General features: G+C 66.1%; 23 protein-coding genes. 6 read left to right on the top strand and 17 right to left on the bottom strand.

Translation table 11 applies throughout. The features are described 5' to 3' along the window. Position 1 precedes the first annotated feature (1 nt). From ACAM54_RS13280 to guaB, 7 genes are all read right to left on the bottom strand, one after another. The gene (locus ACAM54_RS13280) at positions 2-940 is read right to left on the bottom strand and encodes a DMT family transporter (protein WP_145747394.1); all 939 of its coding nucleotides are present in this window, start codon (positions 938-940) and stop codon (positions 2-4) included. Then, a complete protein-coding gene (locus ACAM54_RS13285) occupies positions 941-1660 on the bottom strand; it encodes an alanyl-tRNA editing protein (RefSeq protein WP_369647873.1) in 720 nt (239 codons plus the stop codon). It abuts the gene before it with no gap. A 78-nt stretch (positions 1661-1738) separates the two neighbouring features. Further along, the gene (locus ACAM54_RS13290; protein WP_369647874.1) at positions 1739-2569 is read right to left on the bottom strand and encodes an AraC family transcriptional regulator; all 831 of its coding nucleotides are present in this window, start codon (positions 2567-2569) and stop codon (positions 1739-1741) included. A 151-nt stretch (positions 2570-2720) separates the two neighbouring features. After that, positions 2721-4340, bottom strand: coding sequence for a glutamine-hydrolyzing GMP synthase (guaA, locus tag ACAM54_RS13295; protein WP_369647875.1), 1620 nt, complete (start codon positions 4338-4340; stop codon positions 2721-2723). Between the two features lie 12 nt (positions 4341-4352). Further along, positions 4353-4772 (bottom strand): type II toxin-antitoxin system VapC family toxin, encoded by a 420-nt coding sequence (locus ACAM54_RS13300; protein WP_369650973.1) that lies wholly within the window; start codon positions 4770-4772, stop codon positions 4353-4355. A gap of 11 nt (positions 4773-4783) precedes the next feature. Next, positions 4784-5032, bottom strand: coding sequence for a type II toxin-antitoxin system Phd/YefM family antitoxin (locus tag ACAM54_RS13305; RefSeq protein WP_369647876.1), 249 nt, complete (start codon positions 5030-5032; stop codon positions 4784-4786). A gap of 77 nt (positions 5033-5109) precedes the next feature. Further along, complete coding sequence (guaB, locus tag ACAM54_RS13310) at positions 5110-6579, bottom strand: IMP dehydrogenase (RefSeq protein ID WP_012747865.1); 1470 nt, start codon at positions 6577-6579, stop codon at positions 5110-5112. A 178-nt stretch (positions 6580-6757) separates the two neighbouring features. Between guaB and ACAM54_RS13315 the strand changes: the two genes are divergently transcribed. Further along, complete coding sequence (locus ACAM54_RS13315; protein WP_369647877.1) at positions 6758-7270, top strand: DUF4124 domain-containing protein; 513 nt, start codon at positions 6758-6760, stop codon at positions 7268-7270. A gap of 19 nt (positions 7271-7289) precedes the next feature. Here ACAM54_RS13315 and ACAM54_RS13320 read toward each other — a convergent pair whose 3' ends face one another. Beyond that, complete coding sequence (locus ACAM54_RS13320; RefSeq protein WP_369647878.1) at positions 7290-7625, bottom strand: RnfH family protein; 336 nt, start codon at positions 7623-7625, stop codon at positions 7290-7292. Continuing rightward, a complete protein-coding gene (locus tag ACAM54_RS13325) occupies positions 7625-8071 on the bottom strand; it encodes a type II toxin-antitoxin system RatA family toxin (protein ID WP_369647879.1) in 447 nt (148 codons plus the stop codon). The genes ACAM54_RS13320 and ACAM54_RS13325 overlap by 1 nt, the downstream gene beginning before the upstream one ends. A 62-nt stretch (positions 8072-8133) precedes the next feature. Between ACAM54_RS13325 and smpB the strand changes: the two genes are divergently transcribed. The 5 genes from smpB (at position 8134) to ACAM54_RS13350 (ending at position 10936) form a co-directional block, all read left to right on the top strand. Then, the gene (smpB, locus tag ACAM54_RS13330; RefSeq protein WP_012747861.1) at positions 8134-8610 is read left to right on the top strand and encodes an SsrA-binding protein SmpB; all 477 of its coding nucleotides are present in this window, start codon (positions 8134-8136) and stop codon (positions 8608-8610) included. A gap of 96 nt (positions 8611-8706) precedes the next feature. After that, on the top strand, positions 8707-9087 hold the full coding sequence (locus ACAM54_RS13335; protein WP_369647880.1) for a hypothetical protein: 381 nt from the start codon (positions 8707-8709) through the stop codon (positions 9085-9087). A gap of 24 nt (positions 9088-9111) precedes the next feature. Next, positions 9112-9627 carry a sigma-70 family RNA polymerase sigma factor gene (locus tag ACAM54_RS13340; RefSeq protein WP_369647881.1) on the top strand — a complete coding sequence of 172 codons (516 nt, stop codon included), beginning with the start codon at positions 9112-9114 and terminating at the stop codon, positions 9625-9627. 16 nt (positions 9628-9643) lie between these two features. Next, positions 9644-10468, top strand: a complete 825-nt coding sequence (locus ACAM54_RS13345; protein ID WP_369647882.1) for an anti-sigma factor — start codon at positions 9644-9646, stop codon at positions 10466-10468. Between the two features lie 72 nt (positions 10469-10540). Next, positions 10541-10936 carry a hypothetical protein gene (locus ACAM54_RS13350; RefSeq protein WP_012747857.1) on the top strand — a complete coding sequence of 132 codons (396 nt, stop codon included), beginning with the start codon at positions 10541-10543 and terminating at the stop codon, positions 10934-10936. Positions 10937-11010: 74 nt separating this feature from the next. On the opposite strand, the gene ACAM54_RS13355 is transcribed toward ACAM54_RS13350, so the two are convergent. The 8 genes from ACAM54_RS13355 to ACAM54_RS13390 all read right to left on the bottom strand — a co-directional run bounded on the left by ACAM54_RS13355 (position 11011) and on the right by ACAM54_RS13390 (position 21640). After that, positions 11011-11934: a DMT family transporter gene (locus tag ACAM54_RS13355; protein WP_369650974.1), complete on the bottom strand. Its 924-nt coding sequence runs from the start codon at positions 11932-11934 to the stop codon at positions 11011-11013. 19 nt (positions 11935-11953) lie between these two features. Then, a complete protein-coding gene (gene typA, locus ACAM54_RS13360; RefSeq protein WP_309934810.1) occupies positions 11954-13789 on the bottom strand; it encodes a translational GTPase TypA in 1836 nt (611 codons plus the stop codon). Beyond that, positions 13786-14754 carry a tRNA pseudouridine(55) synthase TruB gene (gene truB / locus ACAM54_RS13365; RefSeq protein ID WP_369647883.1) on the bottom strand — a complete coding sequence of 323 codons (969 nt, stop codon included), beginning with the start codon at positions 14752-14754 and terminating at the stop codon, positions 13786-13788. The genes typA and truB overlap by 4 nt, the downstream gene beginning before the upstream one ends. Before the next feature lie 2 nt (positions 14755-14756). Then, positions 14757-15128 (bottom strand): 30S ribosome-binding factor RbfA, encoded by a 372-nt coding sequence (gene rbfA / locus ACAM54_RS13370; protein ID WP_012747853.1) that lies wholly within the window; start codon positions 15126-15128, stop codon positions 14757-14759. Between the two features lie 24 nt (positions 15129-15152). Beyond that, on the bottom strand, positions 15153-18107 hold the full coding sequence (gene infB / locus ACAM54_RS13375; protein WP_309934808.1) for a translation initiation factor IF-2: 2955 nt from the start codon (positions 18105-18107) through the stop codon (positions 15153-15155). A 24-nt stretch (positions 18108-18131) separates the two neighbouring features. Next, positions 18132-19616 (bottom strand): transcription termination factor NusA, encoded by a 1485-nt coding sequence (nusA, locus tag ACAM54_RS13380; RefSeq protein ID WP_012747851.1) that lies wholly within the window; start codon positions 19614-19616, stop codon positions 18132-18134. Positions 19617-19633: 17 nt separating this feature from the next. Continuing rightward, the gene (rimP, locus tag ACAM54_RS13385) at positions 19634-20272 is read right to left on the bottom strand and encodes a ribosome maturation factor RimP (RefSeq protein ID WP_369647884.1); all 639 of its coding nucleotides are present in this window, start codon (positions 20270-20272) and stop codon (positions 19634-19636) included. A 168-nt stretch (positions 20273-20440) separates the two neighbouring features. Continuing rightward, positions 20441-21640, bottom strand: a complete 1200-nt coding sequence (locus tag ACAM54_RS13390; protein WP_145746687.1) for a YbfB/YjiJ family MFS transporter — start codon at positions 21638-21640, stop codon at positions 20441-20443. Between the last annotated feature and the right edge of the window lie 11 nt (positions 21641-21651).

Consider the following 21651-nt stretch of genomic DNA (forward strand, 5'->3'; position numbering starts at 1 on the left):
ATCAGGAAAGGGAAGGATCGGACGCTGTCGCCGGGCGCCTGGCCGGACGGAAGGTCGTGACGAAGAAGCCGAGCAGGATAAGCGCGATGCCCGCGATGTGAAAGCTGCGCACGGGTTCCCGCAGAACCAGGAACGCCAGGAGAGCGGTGAACAGCGCGACGAGGTGAAAGGACACGCCAGTCACCGTCGCGCCCAGGGTCGCAACGCAGCGGCTCCACAGGATGAACGCGAACAGCGAAGCAAAGATTCCGATGTAAAGGACCGCGCCCATCGAAGCGGCATCCGTCGGAATGCGTGCGCCGCGCACGAGCTCCAATATCCAGAATGGCATCAGCACGACAAGTCCGGCGGCCATGGTCGCGGCCAGAAACACCAGCGGACTGATCGCTGCAGGCTTGCGTCGGAGGAGAACGGAATACACCGCATAGTTGGAGACGGCCAGCAGCACCAAAAGCTCACCGCCGCCCAGCCGCAATGCCACGAGGCTGGCGAGTTCCCCGCGCGCCACGATCCAGGTCACGCCGATGAACGAGATGGCGATGCCGACCAGCGTCTTCCAGGCGATGCGCTCGGCGCCGAGGACCACCGCGGCGAGCGGAACCATGAGCGGCAGCGTCGAGTTGAGAAAGGCAACGCTGGTGGCAGGCACCGTCTGCAAGGCCAGGTACCCCAACGCGTTGTAGCCGGCGATGCCGAAGGCGCCGCAAGCCGCGATCAACCGCCAGTGCCGCGCAAGCAGGGCCCGCTCCCGCCAGGCCTGCAGCCCGACGAATGGCGCCAGGGCTGCGAGTGCCACGACCCAGCGGCCGACCGCAAGGGACACCGGGGGAAAGACAGGGCCGAGCGCGCGGCCCAGCACGAGGTTGCCGGCCCAGAAAGCCGGTGGCACCCACAGAAGCCAGACGGGATGCGCCCAGAGGGCGAGGAACGGCTTGCGCATCTACAAGCCCTGCAGTCCGATGCGGACGCGACGGTTGGAGCGGCCCTTGTTCTCGATCTTGAGAATCCGGATCGGACGTGAGGCGCCCGTCGATGGAAGGTGCGTTCCCCCGCATGCCTGCCGGTCGAGCCCGGCGATCTCGACGATGCGGACGAGGCCTTCTGCCGATGGCGGCGGAGCCACCGAGCGGGAGCGCAGCAGTCCCTGCTCGCCATGGGCCTCGGTGACCGAAACGTAGCTTGTCTCGACGGCCAGATCCTGAGCGACCACATCGTTCAATTCGGCCTCGAGCGCCCGCAGGCGGTCGTTGTCGGCACCCGGCAGGTCGAAGTCGATGCGTGCCGTACCGTCCTCGTTCATCTGGACGCCGGTCACCAGCGCGCCGTCGAAGTCCCTGAAGACGAGCGCGTTCAGCACGTGCAGGTCCGTGTGAAGCTCCCGCATGAGCTGCCGGAAAACCGGGTCGACCTCCACCTGGACTTCGCCGGTGATCTCGATGTCGCCGGGAAGCTGGATCCATGCGAGACCACCTTCTTCGGAAAACCCGGCGACCGGTGCTTCCCCGCCCTGCCATCGGACGATGCCCCGGTCCGGCAACTGCCCGCCCCCGCCGGGATAGAGAGGGTGTTGGGAAAGAAGGACGGCGCCGGGCCGTGATTTCAGAACCCGGGCATCCAGCCTCAGGATGTCGGGGTTGTCCTGGCAGAAGAGTCGTGTCATGAGTGGCCTTGCTGATGGATGTCAGCATGGCAGGACGCACCGAATTGCTATTGGTCAGAATTGACGCCAGCCGTCTTTTCAGTTCGTCAGCGCACGCACGTATTGGAGTGGCGTCATGCCGAAGGTGCGCTTGAAGTGCTTGTTCAGGGCGCTCTGGTCATAGAAGCCTGACGCGAGCGCGGCATCGGCGACGGACTGGCCCGCGTGGAGCTGCCGTATGGCGGCTCTCAGGCGCAATTGGGTCAGGTAGGTGTGCGGGGTCAATCCGATCGATCGGTTGAACATGCCGATCAACTGGAATGTCGTCAGGTCGGCAACCTGGCCCATCTGCTCGAGAGTCAGGCGCTCTGCATGGCAGTCGCGCATCAGTTCCAGCACGGGTGCGAGCAGGCGCGCATCTGCCGGCGCGACGGGAACGCATTGTCCTGCCTCCGCATGCCTTCCGAACAATGCGCCGAAGCTGCGTACGAGCAACTCCTGGTGAAGCAATGGGTCCGGCTCGCCGTCCAGGGCGCGATGGAGTGCCAGGAAGCGTGCGACGAGATCCGGATCGCGAAAGACATTCGCCGTGAAATGCCGAGGCTGATCAGTCCCCAGCGATGTCAGAACGTGCTTGATGCCCGGTTCGGCCAGGTAGAAAGACCGGTACCGCCAACGCTTGCTGCCACCCATGCGGCCCGAGTGAGGTTCGCAAGGATTGAAGACGAGAAGCGCCTGCTCGTGGGCAATGTCCGTACGGCCGCGGCTCCTGAACTCCGAGCCGCCCACTTCCGTGACCGCGACCACGAGGGAGTCATGGACGTGGGGCGCGTAGTCGTGCGTTGTGAAATCGGCATGGAGCAAGTCCAGGCCCGGCACGCCGGGCGCATGCCAGTACCGCGAGGTGTTGCGAGGATCGGAACGGGCCAACGGGCATCCTTTCGCACGAAGGGCGGCGGCGCTTCCGGCCGCCGGATCAGATGCAATTAGATCGCAAGCAGCGCGTGACGCGGCCTTCGGTCACCAGGGCCTCGACGGTGGGCTTGTCGGCGACAGGCACCGAAGGCCCATCAGAGAAACCTCACTCCCACTCGATCGTCGCCGGCGGCTTGCTCGACACGTCGTAGGTCACGCGATTGATCCCGCGCACTTCGTTGATGATCCGCCCCGACACCTTCTTGAGCAGCGCATAAGGCAGCTCGGCCCAGTCGGCGGTCATGAAGTCGCTGGTCTGGACCGCGCGCAGCGCCACCACGTAGTCATAGGTGCGGCCATCGCCCATCACGCCCACGCTCTTCACCGGAAGGAACACGGTGAAGGCCTGGCTGGTGAGGTCGTACCAGCTCTTGCCGGTGGCGTCGTCCTTGAAGTTGCGCAGCTCCTCGATGAAGATCGCGTCGGCGCGGCGCAGCAGGTCGGCGTATTCCTTCTTCACTTCGCCGAGGATGCGCACGCCCAGGCCCGGGCCGGGGAACGGATGGCGGTACACCATCTCGGGCGGCAGGCCGAGGGCCACACCGAGTTCGCGCACTTCGTCCTTGAACAGGTCGCGCAGCGGTTCGAGCAGCTTGAGGCCCAGCTGCTCGGGCAGGCCGCCCACGTTGTGGTGGCTCTTGATGGTGACGGCCTTCTTGCTCTTGGCGCCGCCCGACTCGATGACGTCCGGGTAGATCGTGCCCTGCGCGAGGAAGGTCGCGCCCTTGTGGCCTCCATCGCCCGCCTTGAGCTTGGCGGCCTCCTGCTTGAACACGGTGACGAATTCGCCGCCGATGATCTTGCGCTTGGCTTCGGGGTCGCTCACGCCCGCCAGCTTGCCGAGGAACAGCTCGCTCGCATCGACGCGGATCACCTTCGCATGCAGCTTGCCCGCGAACATTTCCATGACCATGTCGCCCTCGTTCAGGCGCAGCAGGCCGTGGTCGACGAACACGCAGGTGAGCTGGTCGCCGATGGCGCGGTGAATGAGCGCAGCGGCCACGCTCGAATCGACGCCGCCCGAGAGGCCGAGGATGACTTCCTCGTCTCCCACCTGCTCGCGGATCTTTGCCACGGCTTCGGCGATGTGGTCGCGCATGACCCAGTCGGGCTTGGCCTCGCAGATGCCGAGCACGAAGCGCTCGAGGATCGCCTTGCCCTGCTGCGTGTGCGTGACTTCGGGGTGGAACTGCAGCGCGTAGTAGCGGCGCGCCTCGTCGGCCATGCCGGCGATGGGGCAGCTGTCGGTGCTGGCCATGAGCTTGAAGCCCGGCGGCAGCTCGGTGACCTTGTCGCCATGGCTCATCCACACGTTGAGCATGCCGTGGCCTTCGGGCGTGGTGAAGTCGGCGATGTCCTTCAAGAGCGCGGTGTGGCCATGCGCACGCACGGACGCAAAGCCGAACTCGCGCTTGTGGCCGCCCTCGACCTTGCCGCCCAGCTGGTGCGCCATGGTCTGCATGCCGTAGCAGATGCCGAGCACCGGCACGCCCAGGTCGAACACGGCCTGCGGGGCCTTGTCGGTGGTTTCTTCGTACACGCTGGCGTGGCTGCCCGAAAGGATCACGCCCTTCAGGTGCCCGTCGGCCGCGTATTCGCGCACCCATTCGTCGGTGACGTCGCAGGGGTGCACCTCGCTGAGCACATGCGCCTCGCGCACGCGGCGCGCGATGAGTTGCGTGACTTGCGAGCCGAAATCGAGGATGAGGATCTTGTCGTGTTGCATGGACGTTGGGACTCAGAGCGTTGAAATGTCGAACAGCTTCACGCCCGCCTTGGGCGCTGCCTGGATGAGTTGCTCGTCGAAGGTGGCGAGCGGGAGATTGAGCGACTTGGCGAGCCAGAGGTAGCCCGCGTCGTACTGCGACACGCCGGCATCGATGGCCACCGCGAGCACGGCCTTGTGCTGCGCGGGTGCAAGCTCGTGCAGCTCAACGCGATGGCGGATGGCGTCGAGCACGCTCCACAGCCCTTCGACTGCCGACGTCGGAATGCGGCCGCTGCGCACGCCGTTGGCGAGGATGTTGGTGCACTCCCATTGCCAGGCATTGGGCGCCTGCGGCTCGACCTCGTCGCGGCGGATGGCGGCGTAGAGCTTGCGGGTGTGTTCGCTGGCGTGGTCGGACAGCAGCCAGGCGGCGGTGACGGAGGCGTCCATGACGAAGGCTGTCACGATTGGCGCCCTTCGTCGAGCAGTGCACGCATGGAGCGGCCTGGCTGGATGCTGGCGTGCAGCGCGTCGATCTGCCCGAGTTCGCGCTCGATCTGCTCGTCGGTGATGACCGGCTTGCGCCGCACCGGCAGCATGCGCACGACTTCCTTGCCGTGGCGGGTGATGCGAACCTCCTCGCCCTTCTCGACCAGGTCGATCAGGGCCGAGAAGTTGTTCTTGGCTTCAGCGATGCCGATGGATTGCATTTGGGCCAGAAAATTTGAATCTGGCCCGAATTCTAATGCCAATCTGGCCAGACGTGGAAAGTCGGGCCAGATTGGGCTTATTCAGCGCGGTAGTTCGGCGCTTCCTTGGTGATCTGCACGTCGTGCACGTGGCTTTCGCGGATGCCGGCCGTGGTGATCTCGACGAACTCGGCCTTGTTCTTCATCTCTTCGATGGTGGCGCAGCCGCAGTAGCCCATGCTCGCGCGCAGGCCGCCCGACATCTGGTAGACGATCGAGACCATCGAGCCCTTGTAGGGCACGCGGCCTTCGATGCCTTCGGGCACCAGCTTGTCGGCGTTGGGATTGCCGGTGGTCGATTCCTGGAAGTAGCGGTCGGCGCTGCCCTGCTGCATGGCGCCGATGGAGCCCATGCCGCGGTAGCTCTTGTAGCTGCGGCCCTGGAACAGCACGATCTCGCCGGGCGCTTCTTCAGTGCCGGCGAACATGCCGCCCATCATCACGGTGCTCGCGCCCGCGGCAATGGCCTTGGCGATATCGCCCGAATAGCGGATGCCGCCGTCGGCGATCAGCGGAATGCCGGTGCCCTGCAGCGCGGTGGCGACGCTGTCGACCGCCATGATCTGCGGCACGCCGACACCGGCCACGATGCGCGTGGTGCAGATCGATCCGGGGCCGATGCCGACCTTGACCGCGTCGGCACCGGCATCGGCCAGTGCACGGGCCGCATCGCCGGTGGCGATGTTGCCGCCGATCACGTCGACCTGCGGATAGTTCTTCTTGACCCAGCGCACGCGCTCGATCACGCCGGCGCTGTGGCCGTGCGCGGTGTCGACCACGATGGCGTCGACGCCGGCCTTCACCAGCGCCTCGACCCGCTCCTCGGTGCCCGCGCCCACGCCGACCGCCGCACCCACGCGCAGGCGGCCCGAGGGGTCGCGCGCGGCGTTGGGAAAGCTGGTCTGCTTGGTGATGTCCTTGACGGTGATCAGGCCCTTGAGCTCCCATGCGCTGTTGATGACCAGCAGGCGTTCGAGCTTGTGCTTGTTGAGCAGCGCCTTGGCCTCGGCCAGCGTGGTGCCGTCGGGCACGGTGATGAGCTTGTCGCGCGGCGTCATGATCTCGCTCACCGGCACGTCGTAGCGGTTCTCGAAGCGCAGGTCGCGCCCGGTCACGATGCCCACCACCTTGCCGCCGTCGAGCACCGGGAAGCCCGAGATGCCCAATTCGTCCGACAGCTGCATGACCTGCAGCACGGTGTGCGTGGGCGTGATCACCACGGGATCGCGCAGCACGCCCGATTCGTAGCGCTTCACCTTGGCCACCTGCGCGGCCTGCTCGGCGGCGGTGAAGTTCTTGTGCACGATGCCGATGCCGCCTTCCTGCGCGATGGCGATCGCGAGGCGTGCTTCAGTCACCGTGTCCATCGCGGCGGAGACCAGCGGCAGATTCAGCGTGATGTTGCGGGAGAAACGGGTGGCGAGGGAGGTGTCCTTGGGCAGGACCTGGGAGAACGCTGGCACCAACAACACGTCGTCGAAGGTGAGCGCTTTGCCGAGAAGGCGCATGGGTGAAGCTCCAAAAGACGGATTGTAGCGACCGTCGGTACTTACCCGCCCTGGCGGGGGCTTCGGCCGGCCTCCGCGTGCCCGGCCGGACGGCGAAACGTAGCCAATTCCCCACTTGGCGGCAGCGAAAGGCGGCCCCTCCCGTGTTGCAAAACGTAAGGAACGCTAAACTCGCCGCATGAAATTCGCGCATTGGCTCGTACTGGGATGTGTCTGCCTGCTGCCGCTCTCGGCCAGCGCGCAATGGCAATGGATCGACAAGAACGGCAAGAAGGTCTTCAGCGATCAGCCGCCGCCGACGGACGTGCCGGAAAAGAACATCCTGCGTCGCGCGGGTTCTCCACCGCCTCGAGGCGGCTCGGCGCCAGCCGCTGCCGAAGCCGATGCGCCCGACGCGGCGGCCCCCAAGGCCGCGGCCGCGCCCAAGCCCGCAGGCGTCGACAAGGAACTCGAAGAAAAGACGAAGAAGGCGCAGGCCGAGGAAAAGGCCAAGCAGGCCGCCGAAGCGGAAAAGAACGCCAAGGCCAAGGCCGACAACTGCGACCGGGCGCGCCAGGGCAAGGCCACCTTCGACAGCGGCATCCGCGTGGCCAAGATCAACGCGAAGGGCGAGCGCGAAATCATGGACGACTCGGCCCGGGCCGCCGAGCAGAAGCGCCTTCAGTCGATCATCGAAAGCGACTGCAAGTAGCAAGCAGCTCGCCGGTTCTTCAGTAGCCGGCCTTGCCGCCCTTGCGGCGGTTCGCAAAGAGACCGGTGCCGCGCGCGCCCTGGCGCTGGAAGCGCTCGCGGCGTGCCACCTTCGGATCGACCGCCAAAGGCCGGCACAGTTCGACGCGGTCGCCATCCGCGAGTGGCTGGTCCCAGCCGACCTCCCTGCCCCAGATTCCCGGTGTCATGGACTGGCGCCAATCCAGTTGCGGAAAGCGCTGCGCAAGGTCGCTGGCTTTCACCGCATCGTCCACGGTGGCCGCGGGCGCCAGCCGCAGGACCTGCTCGAACACCTCGCGCGGCGCGGGCGAGCAGCAGATCGTGACTTCGATCATCAGGACGTGCCGTAGACCTGCTCGGCGCGCTTGACGAAGGCTTCGACCAGGCTGGAGGCGATGGTGTCGAACACCGGCCCCACCAGCGCCTGCAATGCAAAGTTGCTGAAGCCGTAGCTCATGTGCAGCTCGACACGGCAGGCGCGCTCGCCGGGTTCGCCCACAGGCACGAATTTCCAGATGCCGTCGAGGTTGGAGAACGGCCCATCGACGAGCTTGAGGTGCACTTCGCGCCCCGGCACGTGGGTGTTGCGGGTGGTGAAACTCTGGTGCAGGCCGGCAAAGGCCAGGCCCACCTCGGCGGTCATGCCCGCCTCGTCTTCCTCGATGATCCGGGACTTGTCGCACCAGGGCAGGAACTGCGGATATTTCTCCACGTCGGTGACGAGCGCGTACATCTCTTCGGCGCTGTACCAGATGAGGACGGACTTGTTGACGGTTTTCATAGAATCGGGACAGCGTGCGCGACGGATTGTATTGAAGCCATGCGCCCCCATCTTCCCGAGCCATGGCCACCAAGAAACAAGATACCTCCTCCCGCATTGCCGACAACAAGAAGGCCGCGTACAACTATTTCTTCGAAGAACGCTTCGAGGCCGGCATCGTGCTCGAAGGCTGGGAAGTCAAATCCCTGCGCGAAGGCAAGGTCCAGCTGACCGACGGCTACGTGGTGATCCGCGACGGCGAGCTCTTTGTCGTGGGCCTGCAGATCAACCCGCTCAAGAGCGCCTCGACCCACGTCAACCCCGATTCCATCCGCACCAAGAAGTTGCTGCTGCACAAGGAAGAGATCCGCCGCCTGGTCGGCAAGGTCGAACAAAAGGGCTACACGCTGGTGCCGCTCAACCTGCACTGGAAGGCGGGCAAGGTCAAATGCGAGATCGCGCTGGCCAAGGGCAAGGCCGAACACGACAAGCGCGACACCATCAAGGACCGCGAAGGCAAGCGCGAGGTCGAGCGCGCGATGAAGAGCCGCAGCCGCTAGTTCTTTTTATTTTGCGCGGCATGGAATAAAACGCCGGCAGCAGGCGTTTGTGCGGTGTCATCGGATCGTCGGTGCCACCAACTCCAGGAGTCTTCCATGTCGCCTTTTCGCCTTTCCTCCGCCGGCCTTGCCGCCGCGCTGCTTTCCGGCCTGCTCGCGCTTCCTTCGTTCGCCCAGCCCAAGGCCGCCGACGGCGCGCTGGTCGGTCCCAGCGGCATGACGCTCTACACCTTCGACAAGGACACGGCCGGCAGCGGCAAGTCGGCCTGCAATGGCGGCTGCGCAGCCAATTGGCCGCCCTTCATGGCCACCGACAGCGACAAGCCGGCCGGCGACTTCACCATCGTCACGCGCGACGACGGCAAGAAACAATGGGCCGCCAAGGGCTGGCCGCTCTACTACTGGTCCAAGGACACCAAGCCGGGCGACAAGACCGGCGACGGCGTCGGCGGCGCCTGGAAAACCGCCAAGCCCTGACCCCCGCGCGCGCTCCCGCTCCCCATGGACGCCCGCCTGCTGGCCGACCAGATCCCGAGCCTGCGCCGCTATGCACGCGCGCTCACGGGCAACGCCTGGGCGGCCGACGACCTGGTGCAGGACACGCTCGAGCGGGCCTGCAGCAAGTGGCGGCTCTGGGTGGTGGGCAGCGACCTGCGCGCCTGGCTGTTCACGGTCATGCACAACATCTTTGCGAGCCAGCTGCGGCGCACGCCACCGCCGCACAGCGTGGTGCCGCTGGAGGATGCGGCGCAGGAACTGCACGGCGGCAGCGATCCAGGCCGCGACCCCGGCATGGGCCTGGACCTGCAGCGCTGCCTGATGCAGCTGCCCGAAGAGCAGCGCGCCGTGCTGCTGCTCGTCACGCTCGAAGATCTTTCCTATGCCGAGGTGGCCAAGGTGCTCGGCATCCCCGCCGGCACCGTGATGTCGCGCCTGTCGCGCGCCCGCGTCCGGCTGCATGAGCTGATGGACGGCGCCTCGGCGCCGCATCGCCCCGGGCTGCGCCGCCTCAAGTGAAACTTGCCGCCTCATCATGAATCGCCCTGCCCCGCCCCCTACCGACGACGAGTTGCATGCCCTCGTCGATGGCCAGCTGGCACCGGAACGCCGCGCCGAGGTCGAGGGCGCCGTGGCGCGCGACCCGGCCCTTGCGGCGCGGGTGGCGGCCTGGCGCACCCAGCGCGATGCGCTGCGCCGGCTGCACGGCGAACTGCTGGACGAGCCCGTGCCTGCGTCCCTGATGAACGCGCTCGGTCGCAGCCAGACTCGCCGGGCCCGGCAAGGCCACTGGATGAGATGGGGCGGCGTGGCGGCCGGCGTGCTGATCGCCTTTGCCGCCGGCTGGCTCGGCAATGCCCAATGGTCGATGCAGCGCGCCGCTTCGGCCCAGCTGGCCAGGGCGCCTGCCATGCGCGAATTCGTGCACGACGCTTCGATTGCGCATGCCGTCTATGCGCCCGAGAAAAGGCATCCGGTCGAAGTGGCCGCTACCGAGCAGCAGCACCTCGTCCAGTGGCTGTCCAAGCGCCTCGACAGGCCGCTCAAGGTGCCGGACCTGACGGCCATGGGCTACACGCTCGTCGGCGGCCGCCTCTTGCCCGGGGAAAGTGGTGCGCGCGCCCAGTTCATGTTCGAGGACGGCGCCGGCGAGCGCATCACGCTCTACATCGGCACCCTCGACAGCCAGGCCGCCGCCGGCACGGGCGCAGCGCGCGAAACAGCCTTCCGTTTCGCATCCGAAGGACCGGTACCGAGCTTTTACTGGGTCGACCAGGGCTTCGGTTACGCCGTTGCCGGCAAGCTGCCGCGTGAAGTTTTGCTGAAACTCGCGACGCTCGCCTACCGCGATTTGTCGTGAGGCCGGCATAAACTGCCGTGTCGCGCAACCACTGCCTTGTTTTCGCGATTTTTCAACTGAAGGAGAAACTGCATGAAATTGCTCAGCGCCTCGATCCTCGCGGCGGCATTGCTCGCCGGCTGCGGCGGCATGTCCAACAAGACCGCCAGCGCCCCCGACACCCCCACCCGTACCGCCGATGGCGTGCTGGTCGGCCCGAATGGCATGACGCTGTACACCTTCGCCCGCGACACGGCCGGTGCAGGCACTTCGGCCTGCAATGCCCAGTGCGCCGCCAACTGGCCGCCGCTGCCGGTGGCCGAAACCGCCAAGCCGATGGGCGGCTACACCATCATCGTGCGCGAAGACGGCAAGAGGCAGTGGGCCTACAAGGGCTGGCCGCTCTACTACTGGACCAAGGACAGCAAGCCGGGCGACAAGACCGGCGACGGCGTCCTGAACGGCGCCTGGAAGGTGGCCCGTCCCTGATCCCGTGATCGCCTGATCGCGCGAAGGCCCCGGCAGATGCCTGGGCCTTTTTCTTTTCGGCTCGCTGGCGCAGTTCAGTGCGCGCTGGGAAGCGCGTTGTCGGCCACGGTGGCGCGGCGCCCGCGCAGCGCCAGCAGTTCGTTGAACACCAGCGCTCCGATGACCAGCGCACCGCCGGTCAGCACGCTCGCAGCCGGCTCCTCGCCCGCACCGATCCAGGCCAGTGCAATGCCGAAGATCACTTCGAGCAGCGCGAGCAGTGCCACTTCGGGCGCCTTGAGCACCTGCGCGCACAGCACCGCCAGCACGCAGGGAATGGCCAGCTGGAAAACACCCAGGAAGGCCAGCAGGCCGAGATCGTGCGCATTGGCCTGGAACGGCAGCGCAAAAGGCAGCGTGAGCAGCGCGCTGAGCGCCGCGCCAATCAGCACCGCGGGAACCAGGTCGATGTCATGCCCCTTGGCACGCGCATGCTGAACCACCGTCCAATTGGTGGCACCCGCCAGCGGCACGCACAGCGCCACCAAGGTTCCGAGCAGCGATCCGCCCGCCGCCCCGCCCTGCGTCAGTTGCGTGCCGTACATCCAGGCAATGCCGAGGCCAGCCACCACGATGGCCACCCAGGTCCGCGCAGGCAGGCGATGGCCGATGAACAGGCGCGCGGCCAGCGCGGTGAGCAATGGGCCAAGGGACATCGTGACCAGCACGCTGGCCGTCGAAGCCAGCGTGAGCGCCACCATGAAGGCCGTGAACATCACGGTCCAGCAGACGCCCGAGATCCAGAGCTCGCGCCCGCCCGAGCGGATCTGCGAAAACACCGCCCGGCCCCGCCAAAGCGGCAAGATCACCAGCAGCGCAAGCATCGTGAAGAAGCTGCGCCAGAAGGTGATCTCGAAACTGTGGGCCTGCGCCAGGTGCCGCGTGACGACGCCCGCCGTGGCCCACATCAGGGTCACGGCAACCATCAGCCACACGGCCCCGCCGTGGGTCAGGCGCAGCAGCATGGCCGGATGGCGATCAGCTCGCCATTTCGCGGCTGGCCCGCTTGCGCTCGTTTTCCTTGAGGAAGCGCTTGCGCAGGCGAACGCTCTTGGGCGTGATCTCGACCAGCTCGTCGTCCTCGATGAATTCCACGCCGTATTCCAGCGTGAGTTCGATCGGCGGCGTGATCTTGATCGCATCTTCCTTGCCCGAGACGCGGAAGTTGGTCAGCTGCTTGGTGCGCGTGGCGTTCACCACCAGGTCGTTGTCGCGGCTGTGGATGCCCACGATCATGCCTTCGTACACCGGGTCGTTCGCCTTCACGAACATGCGGCCGCGGTCGTCGAGCTTGCCCAGGGCGTAGGTGAAGATTTCACCGTCGTCCATGGAAATCAGCACGCCGTTCTTGCGGCTGCCGATCTCGCCCTTGTGCGGTTCGTAGCTGTCGAAGATGTTGCTGATGAGGCCCGAGCCGCGCGTCAGGTTCAGGAATTCGTTGGTGAAGCCGATCAGGCCGCGCGCCGGAATGCGGTACTCGAGGCGCACGCGGCCGCGGCCGTCCGGTTCCATGTTGACCAGCTCGCCCTTGCGCTCGCCGAGGGCCTGCATCACGCCGCCCTGGTGCTGCTCTTCGATGTCGGCCGTCACCAGTTCGATCGGCTCGTGCTTCTCGCCGTTGACCGTGCGGAACACCACGCGCGGCTTCGACACGGCCATTTCATAGCCTTCGCGGCGCATGTTTTCCAGCAGGATGGTCAGGTGCAGTTCGCCCCGGCCCATCACCTCGAAGATGCCTTCCTCGTCGGTTTCGTTCACGCGCAGCGCCACGTTGTGCTGCAGTTCCTTCTGCAGGCGGTCCCAGATCTGGCGGCTGGTGACGAACTTGCCTTCACGGCCGGCCAGCGGGCTGGTGTTGACGCAGAAGTTCATGGTCAGGGTCGGTTCGTCGACCTTGAGCATGGGCAGCGGCGACGGATTGGCCGGGTCGGTCACGGTCACGCCGATGCCGATGTCGGCAATGCCGTTGATCAGCACGATCTCGCCCGGGCCGGCTTCGGTGGCCTGCACGCGGTCCAGGCCCTGGAAGGTCAGCACCTGGTTCACGCGGCCCTTGATCGACTTGCCGTCCGGTCCTTCCATGACCAGCACGTCCATCATCGGCTTCAGCGTGCCCTGGCTGATGCGGCCCACGCCGATGCGGCCGACGAAGGTCGAGAAGTCGAGCGCCGAGATCTGCAGCTGCAGCGGCGCGTTCGGATCGCCCTTTTGCGCCGGCACGTGCTTCAGGATGGTGTTGAACAGCGCCGACATGTCGGGGCCCCACTGCTCGCCGGGCGCTCCCTCTTCGAGCGAAGACCAGCCGTTGATGCCCGAGGCGTACACCACGGGAAAGTCGAGCTGCTCGTCGGTGGCGCCGAGCTTGTCGAACAGGTCGAAGGCGGCATTCACCACCTTGTCGGGATTCGCGCCCGGCTTGTCGACCTTGTTCACGACCAGGATCGGCTTCAGGCCCAGGGCCAGCGCCTTCTTGGTCACGAAGCGGGTTTGCGGCATCGGGCCTTCCTGGGCGTCGATCAGCAGCACCACGCCATCGACCATCGACAGCGCGCGTTCCACTTCGCCGCCGAAGTCCGCGTGGCCGGGGGTGTCGACGATGTTGATGTGCGTGCCTTCCCAGGTCACGGCGCAGTTCTTGGCCAGGATCGTGATGCCACGTTCCTTTTCGATGGCGTTGTTGTCCATCACCGTGTCGACCACTTTCTCGTGCTCGGCAAAGGTGCCCGACTGGCGCAGCAGCTGGTCGACCATCGTGGTCTTGCCATGGTCGACGTGGGCAATGATGGCGATATTGCGGATTTGCTTGGTACTCATGGTGTCGCTTCGGTCTGTTGTGCGTTCAAAAGAATTTGCTGGATTTCGATGGGGTTCAGCAAGCGCCCCGGGATCAATTCGTTGGCGGCGATGTGGGCCGTCCCCAGGAAGGCGGGAGGCGCTTCGCCGAACACCGCCACATGGTCGGCATCGGGCCAGGTGCCGCGCCGGCGCAGGCCGGACAGGAAGCGCCCCGCATCTTCGCTGCCGAGCGTGACGACCGTATGGCCCTCGACCAGGGATTCGGCAGGCAACAATTGCGCCAGCCGCTCTTCCTCGCTCATGGCTTCGAGCGCTTCGAGCGTGATGCACTGGGCCTCGCCGAAGCCGCCGGTGGCCGTGCGGCGCAGCGACGTGAGGTGCGCACCGCAGCCCAGCGCCTCGCCGATGTCTTCGCCCAGCGTACGGATATAGGTGCCCTTGCTCACGGAAGCCACGATCCTGATCGCATGGCCTGCCGCTTCGGAGGCGGCCTGCGTGATCTTCAATGCATGAATGACCACGTCGCGCGGCGCCCGCTCGATCTCGACGCCTTCGCGTGCGTATTCGTACAGCGCCTTGCCGTCCTTCTTGAGCGCACTGTGCATCGGCGGCACCTGCCGGATCGGACCGGTGAACTGCGCCTCGACGCGGGCCAGGTCTTCAGCGCTGACCTGCACCGGGCGCTCGGCAATCACCTCGCCCTCGGCGTCGCCGGTGGAGGTCTTGATGCCAAGGCGTGCCGTGGCCTCGTAGGTCTTGTCGGCATCGAGGTGCAATTGGCTGAACTTGGTGGCCGCGCCAAAGCACAGCGGCAACACGCCGGTGGCCAGCGGATCGAGCGTGCCGGTATGGCCCGCTTTTTCGGCGCGCAGCAGCCACTTGGCCTTTTGCAAGGCCTGGTTGCTGGAGAGTCCCAGCGGCTTGTCGAGCAACAACACCCCATGCACAGGGCGCCGCTGCACCCGTGTGCGTGGCGCATTCATCGCTAGTCGTCTTTCGAACGCGAAGCGACGGCCTGCGCAATGAGCGCATTCATGTCGGCCGCACGCTCGGTGGTGCGGTCGAACAGGAAGTGCAGCGTCGGCACGGTGTGGATGTGGAGGCGCTTGAACAGGCCGTTGCGCAGGAAGCCCGCGGCCTGGTTCAGCGCTTCGGTGGTTTCGGTCACGTCGCCCGTGAGCATGCTGAAGTAGATCTTCGCGTGCGCATAGTCGGGCGTGACCTCGACCGCCTGGATCGTGACCATGCCCACGCGCGGATCCTTCAACTCGCGCGCGATCAGCTCCGTCAGATCCCGCTGGATCTGGTCGGCAACCTTGAACGCGCGGTTGGGGGCGGCGGCTTTTCTTTTGGGCATGGGCTTGGTCGCATCGAACGCTTGTTACAGCGTACGGGCAATCTCCTTGATCTCGAAGAACTCGAGCTGATCGCCCTCTTTGATGTCGTTGTAGTTCTTGAGCTTGATACCGCACTCGAAGCCTTCGCGCACTTCGCGGACATCGTCCTTCATGCGCTTGATCGAGTCGACTTCGCCGGTGTAGACCACCACGTTGTCGCGCAGCAGGCGGAAATGCGCACTGCGGTTGACCGAACCCGAGGTGATGTACGAACCCGCGACCGTACCGATCTTCGAGGCCACGAACACCGTGCGGATCTCGGCCGAGCCGATGATTTCCTCGCGGCGCTCCGGTGCCAGCATGCCCGACATCGCGACCTTGATCTCGTCCACGGCGTCGTAAATGATGCTGTAGTAGTTCAGCTGCACGCCATTGCCTTCGGCCAGCTTGCGCGCACCGGCATCGGCGCGCACGTTGAAGCCGATCACGATGGCCTTCGAGGCGATCGCGAGGTTGATGTCGCTTTCGCTGATGCCGCCCACGCCGGCGTACACGATCTGCACCTTGACCTCGTCGGTCGCCAGCTTGAGCAGCGACTGGGCCAGCGCTTCCTGCGAGCCCTGCACGTCGGCCTTGATGATGATGCGCAGCGTCTGCACTTCGCCGGCCGAGAGGTCGGTGAACATGTTCTGCAGGTTCGCAGCCTGGGCCTTCGCCAGCTTGGTGTTGCGGAACTTGCCGGCACGGTAGGTGGCGATTTCGCGCGCACGGCGCTCGTCGCTCATCACCATGAACTCGTCGCCCGCCTGCGGCACTTCGGTCAGGCCCTGGATCTCGACCGGGATCGAGGGGCCGGCCGACTTGATGGTCTTGCCGTCTTCGTCGAGCATGGCGCGCACGCGGCCATAGGTCGAACCCGCCAGCACCACGTCGCCGGTCTTGAGCGTGCCGGACTGGACCAGCACGGTCGCGACCGGGCCGCGGCCCTTGTCGAGCTGCGCTTCGATGACCAGGCCCTTGGCAGCGGCATCCACCGGCGCCTTGAGTTCCAGCACTTCGGCCTGCAGCAGCACCTGCTCGAGCAGGTCGTCGATGCCCTGGCCCGTCTTGGCGGACACCGGCACGAACGGCACGTCGCCGCCGTACTCTTCGGGCACCACCTCTTCGGCCACCAGTTCCTGCTTCACGCGGTCCGGGCTGGCATCGGGCTTGTCGATCTTGTTGATGGCAACCACGATCGGCACACCCGCAGCCTTCGCGTGCTTGATGGCTTCCTTGGTCTGCGGCATGACGCCGTCGTCGGCCGCCACCACGAGGATGACGATGTCGGTGGCCTGCGCACCACGGGCACGCATGGCCGTGAAGGCCTCGTGGCCCGGGGTGTCGAGGAAGGACACCATGCCGCGTTCGGTCTGCACGTGGTAGGCACCGATGTGCTGCGTGATGCCGCCGGCTTCGCCCGCTGCAACCTTGGCGCGGCGGATGTAGTCGAGCAGCGAGGTCTTGCCGTGGTCGACGTGGCCCATGACGGTCACGACCGGCGCGCGCGGCAGGGCCTCGGCGGTTTGCGCCGACACGTCCTCGTCGGTGAAGGCTTCAGGGTCGTCCAGCGCGGCAACGACCGCGTTGTGGCCCATTTCCTCCACCAGGATCATGGCGGTGTCCTGGTCCAGCGACTGGTTGATGGTCGCCATCTGGCCCAGCTTCATGAGCTGCTTGATGACTTCCTGCGCCTTGACGGCCATCTTGTGCGCGAGCTCGGCCACCGTGATGGTTTCGGGCACGTGCACTTCGAGAATGCGTGCCTCCACCGGTGCGGCCTGCACATGCTCTTCGTGGCCTCCACGGTCATTGCTGCCACGGCGGCCGCGCGGGCCTCCGCGCCAGTTGCCGCGGCCGACACCCCCGCTGGCATCGCCGCGGGTCTTGATTTCCTTCTTCTTGGCAGGATCGCCCGCCCAGCTCGAAGAGAGCTTGGCCGACTTGACTTCCTTGCCGGCACCAGCGGCGCCGGGGGCTGCGGCAGCACCCGGTGCGGCCGGCGCGCCAGGACGCGCTGCGGGCGCGGCCGGCTTGTGCAGCGTGCCCTTGACCGCTGCCTTTTCGGGCTGCGGCTTCTCGGGCGCCTTGTGCGGCACCAGCACGCGGGCCGGTGCGTTCATCATGGCGCGAATGGCTTCGGCTTCGGCCAGGGCCTTGCGGCGGCGCTCGTCCAGGTCCTTGGCGCGGGCGGCTTCCTCGTCGGCACGGGCCTTCGATTCGGCTGCGGCCTTGGCCTTCGCGTCTTCCTTGGCCTGCGTGGCGGCCGTCTGGGCGGCCAGCTTGGTGTCGGCGGCCTGCTGTTCAGCGGCGGCGGCAGCGGCTGCAACAGGCGCGGCGACCGGCTTGGCCGCTTCCTTGGCGGGCGCGGCAGCGGCTTCGGCGGCGGCCTTCTTCTCGGCGGCGGCGCGTGCGGCTTCCTGTTCGGCCTGCTCTGCGCGCTCGGCCTTTTCGGCCTGTTCGCGTTCGCGGGCTTCGGCTTCTTCGCGCAGGCGGCGCTTCTCGGCCAGTTCTTCTTCCTGGCGGCGGATCAGCTCGGCCTGGCGGCGCGCCTCTTCCTCGCGGCGGGCCAGTTCGGCTTCGTCGATGCGGGGTGCGGCAGGTGCCGCGGCAGGCGCCTCGGCCACCGGTTGCGCCTCGGGCGTGGCCGGGTGGCCGTCGTCGCGCTGGATGAAGGTGCGCTTCTTGCGCACCTCGACCTGGATGGTGCGGGCGCGGCCGGTGGCGTCGGCCTGCTTGATCTCGCTGGTCGACTTTTTCGTCAGCGTGATCTTCTTGCGCTCGGGCTCGGCAGTGCCATGGCTGGCTTTGAGAAAGCCGAGCAGGCGCTGCTTGTCAGCCTCGGTGAGTGCATCGGTGGGTGCCGCCTTGGGCACGCCTGCGCTCTTGAGCTGGTCAAGCAAGGTTTCGGGAGTCTTCTTGAGCTCGTTCGCGAACTCGGCGACAGTGGTACTGGACATATTGGTTTCGTGCCTCCATGACCATCACTCTTGGCCGGCGAACCAATGTTCGCGGGCTTTCAAGATGAGGGCTTTGGCGTCATCGGCGCTGTGGCCGGTGATCTCGGTGAGTTCATCGACCGCGAGGTCGGCGAGGTCGTCGCGGGTGTGCACACCCGCCTCGGCCAGCTTGGGAATCAGCTCGGGGTCGAGGCCTTCGAGGTCGCGCAGATTCTGCGAGACGGTCTCGACGCCCTCTTCCTTGGCGATTTCCATGGTCAACAGCGCATCCTTGGCGCGCGAACGAAGCTCGTTGATCGTGTCTTCGTCGAAGGCTTCGATCTCCAGCATTTCGGAGATCGGCACATAGGCGACTTCCTCGAGGCTGTTGAAGCCCTCGGAGATCAGGATGTCGGCGATTTCCTCGTCGACGTCGAGTTTTTCCATGAACAGCTTGCGGCTGGCGTCGGTTTCGCTCGCCTGCTTCTGGGCCGATTCATTGGCGTCCATGATGTTGATCTTCCAGCCGGTCAGATCGGAGGCAAGCCTCACGTTCTGGCCGCCGCGGCCGATCGCGATGGCGAGGTTCTCCTCGTCGACCACCACGTCCATGGCGTGCTTTTCTTCATCGACCACGATGGACGACACGTTGGCCGGGGCCAGGGCGCCGATCACGAACTGGGCCGGGTCCTCGCTCCACAGCACGATGTCCACGCGCTCGCCGGCGAGCTCGTTGGTCACGGCGTTGACGCGCGTGCCGCGCACGCCGACACAGGTGCCAATGGGGTCGACACGCTTGTCGTGCGAGAGCACGGCGATCTTGGCGCGCGAGCCGGGATCGCGGGCGCAGCTCTTGATCTCGAGCAGGCCCTGTTCGATTTCGGGCACTTCCTGGCGGAACAGCTCGATCATGAACTCGGGCGCCGAGCGCGACAGGATGATCGGCGCGCCGCGCAGCGTCAGGTCGACTTCCATGATCATGGCCCGCACGCGGTCGCCGTTGCGCAGGTTTTCCTTGGCGATCATCTCGCTGCGGCGCAGGCGCCCTTCGACGCGGCCGGCTTCCACGATGATGTCGCCCTTGTCCAGGCGCTTGACGGTGCCCACGAAGATCTTGTCGCCGCGCGACATGAAGTCGTTGAGCAGCATCTCGCGCTCGGCGTCGCGGATCTTCTGCAGGATGACCTGTTTGGCGGCCATGGCGCCGATGCGGCCGATCGGCACCGAGTCCACCGCTTCCTCGATGTACTCGCCGACCTCGATGTCGGGCATTTCTTCCTTGGCTTCGAACAGGAGGATTTCCTGGTCGGGCAGCTGCAAGCCGGCTTCGTCGGGGACGACGTGCCAGCGGCGGAAGGTCTCGTAGTCGCCGCTGTCGCGGTCGACCGAGACGCGGATGTCCACGTCGCCCTGGTGGAGCTTCTTGGTGGCTTGCGCCAGCGCGGACTCGACCGCGCCGAAAACCACGTCGCGCTCGACGTTCTTCTCGCGCGAGATCGCATCCACCAACATCAACATTTCGCGATTCATGCCACCCACTCCTCTAGTCAGTCCGGAACGTTGGTTCCGTCGTCAATATCCGAAAAACCCGGTTGGGTTTTGGCCCTGCGGCCCTTGAAATCCACAATTGGCGCGAGCCGCGCATCGCGCAACTCATCCAGCACGAAACCGAGCGCATGCAACTTTGCAGGCGCGCGCTTCTTGCTGACTTTTTGACCCGGTTTGGGCTCCGGCGCATCGCTCCAGACGATTTGCCAGCCCGGGGCCCCGTCGCCCCCCGCCACGCGCTCCAGCGTGCCGCGAAATTTCTTGCGGGTGGCAGACACCTGCCCCGCCGCCGCGGCACCCATGGGCGCCTTGAGCGTGATGTCGATCACCTCGCCCACGAAACGCTCGAAATCCTGCTCATTGCGAAGCGGACGGTCAATACCCGGCGAGGAAACCTCGAGCCGCTTGTAATCGACACCGTCGACCTCGAGCGCAAACTGCAACTGGCGCGTGACCTTCTCGCAATCCTCGACCGTCACGAAGGGTTCGGGAATGCCTGCAGCCACAGCTTCCGATGTGGGGGCAGTCCAGGGCAAATCAATTGTCACGCGCAGCAATCCCCCGGCCGAGCGTTCGATCTCGACCAGGTCGTAGCCGAGACCGGCCACGGTTTGTTCCACTGTCTGCTGCAATGCCACGTGTTTGAAATTGCCTTGTAAAAATGCTTATGCGTGCCACCCGCCGCCACGGGTGTCACGCATCGAAATTGCATAGACCAAAAAAAACGGGCGGTTGGTACCCGCCCGTTTGGTCGTGAGCCTCGAATTATATGCTATTCCCGTGATAAATGAAGTGGCTTGGCCTGCTCAAAGCGCCACTTTGCGGCGGGATTTTGACCAGACCACGGCAAACAGCACCGATCCGAGCGCCAGAGCGGCGGCGGCCACCAGCAGCGGGAGCTCGAAAGACCCGGTCCGCTGGGCCAGCGGCGCGGCAAACAGCGGGCCGATGATCTGCCCGACCCCATACGAAGCGGTCGCATAGCCGATCAGCCCGGCCGCGGCATTGCCGCGCAGCCGGCGCGCATCCCGCATCGCAAAAAGGGTGATGGCCGTGAAAGGCATCCCCAGCAGCAGGCTGCCGAGCGCAAAGCCGGTGATGGTGGGCCACGCCACCGAGAGCACCACGCCCAGCGCCTGCAGCGCATAGGCCGCGGCCAGCAGCAGCCGGTTGTCCCAATGGATGGGGGCGCGGGCGCCGATCAGCGCGCCCGGGATGATCGCCAGCCCGAACAGGGGCCAGAAGAAGTCGGGCCATGGCGAGCCCGGCAGGGCCTGGCGCGCGATCACCGGCAGGAAGGTGGCGGTGATGATGTAGCCGAAGCCGGCCAGCCCATAGAGCGCGACCAGCCAGACGGCGTCGCTGCGCGCGGAAGGCGACGCGGGCACGCCGGCCTGGGCGGACGGCGCGCCCGCGGAGCCTTGCGCCGAGGGCGAGTCACCATCGTCGAACACGCGCCAGATCGACGCCACCAGCACCACCGCCAAGAGGCCCAGGCCGATCCATCCCGCCTCGGAACCCCAGCGTCCGAGCGCGCCGCCGAGCAGGCCGGTCATCGCGATGCCGATGCCGGGACCCGTGTAGATCACGCCGGCCAGCGCCGGGGAATGGGTTTCGGCCAGCCGCCGCAGGCCCCAGCCGGACGCGAAAACAAAGACCCAGGCACTCATCACCCCAGCCGCCGCGCGCAGGATGCCCCAGCTTGTGAAGCTGTGCAGCACGCCCATCCCCACCAGCAGCGCCGCCGTGGCCACGAGGCCGCCGCGCACCATGCGCTTGGCCTGGATGCCGATGGCCGCGCAACTGACTGCGCCAAGAAAGTAACCGAGGTAATTGAGCGAAGCCAGCACGCCGCCGGCCTCGAGCTGGAGTTTTCCCTCGTGCAGCATGATCGGCAGCATGGGCGTGAAGGCAAAGCGCCCCAGGCCCATGGCAACGGCCAAGGTCACCATGCACGCCAGTGCCGCGCGCCAGGCACCGCGCCTGTCCCGTCCGATATCCGACATTTCCTTTGATT

It is taken from the genome of Variovorax sp. V93 (genome assembly GCF_041154485.1).
GTDB lineage: Bacteria > Pseudomonadota > Gammaproteobacteria > Burkholderiales > Burkholderiaceae_C > Variovorax > Variovorax beijingensis_A.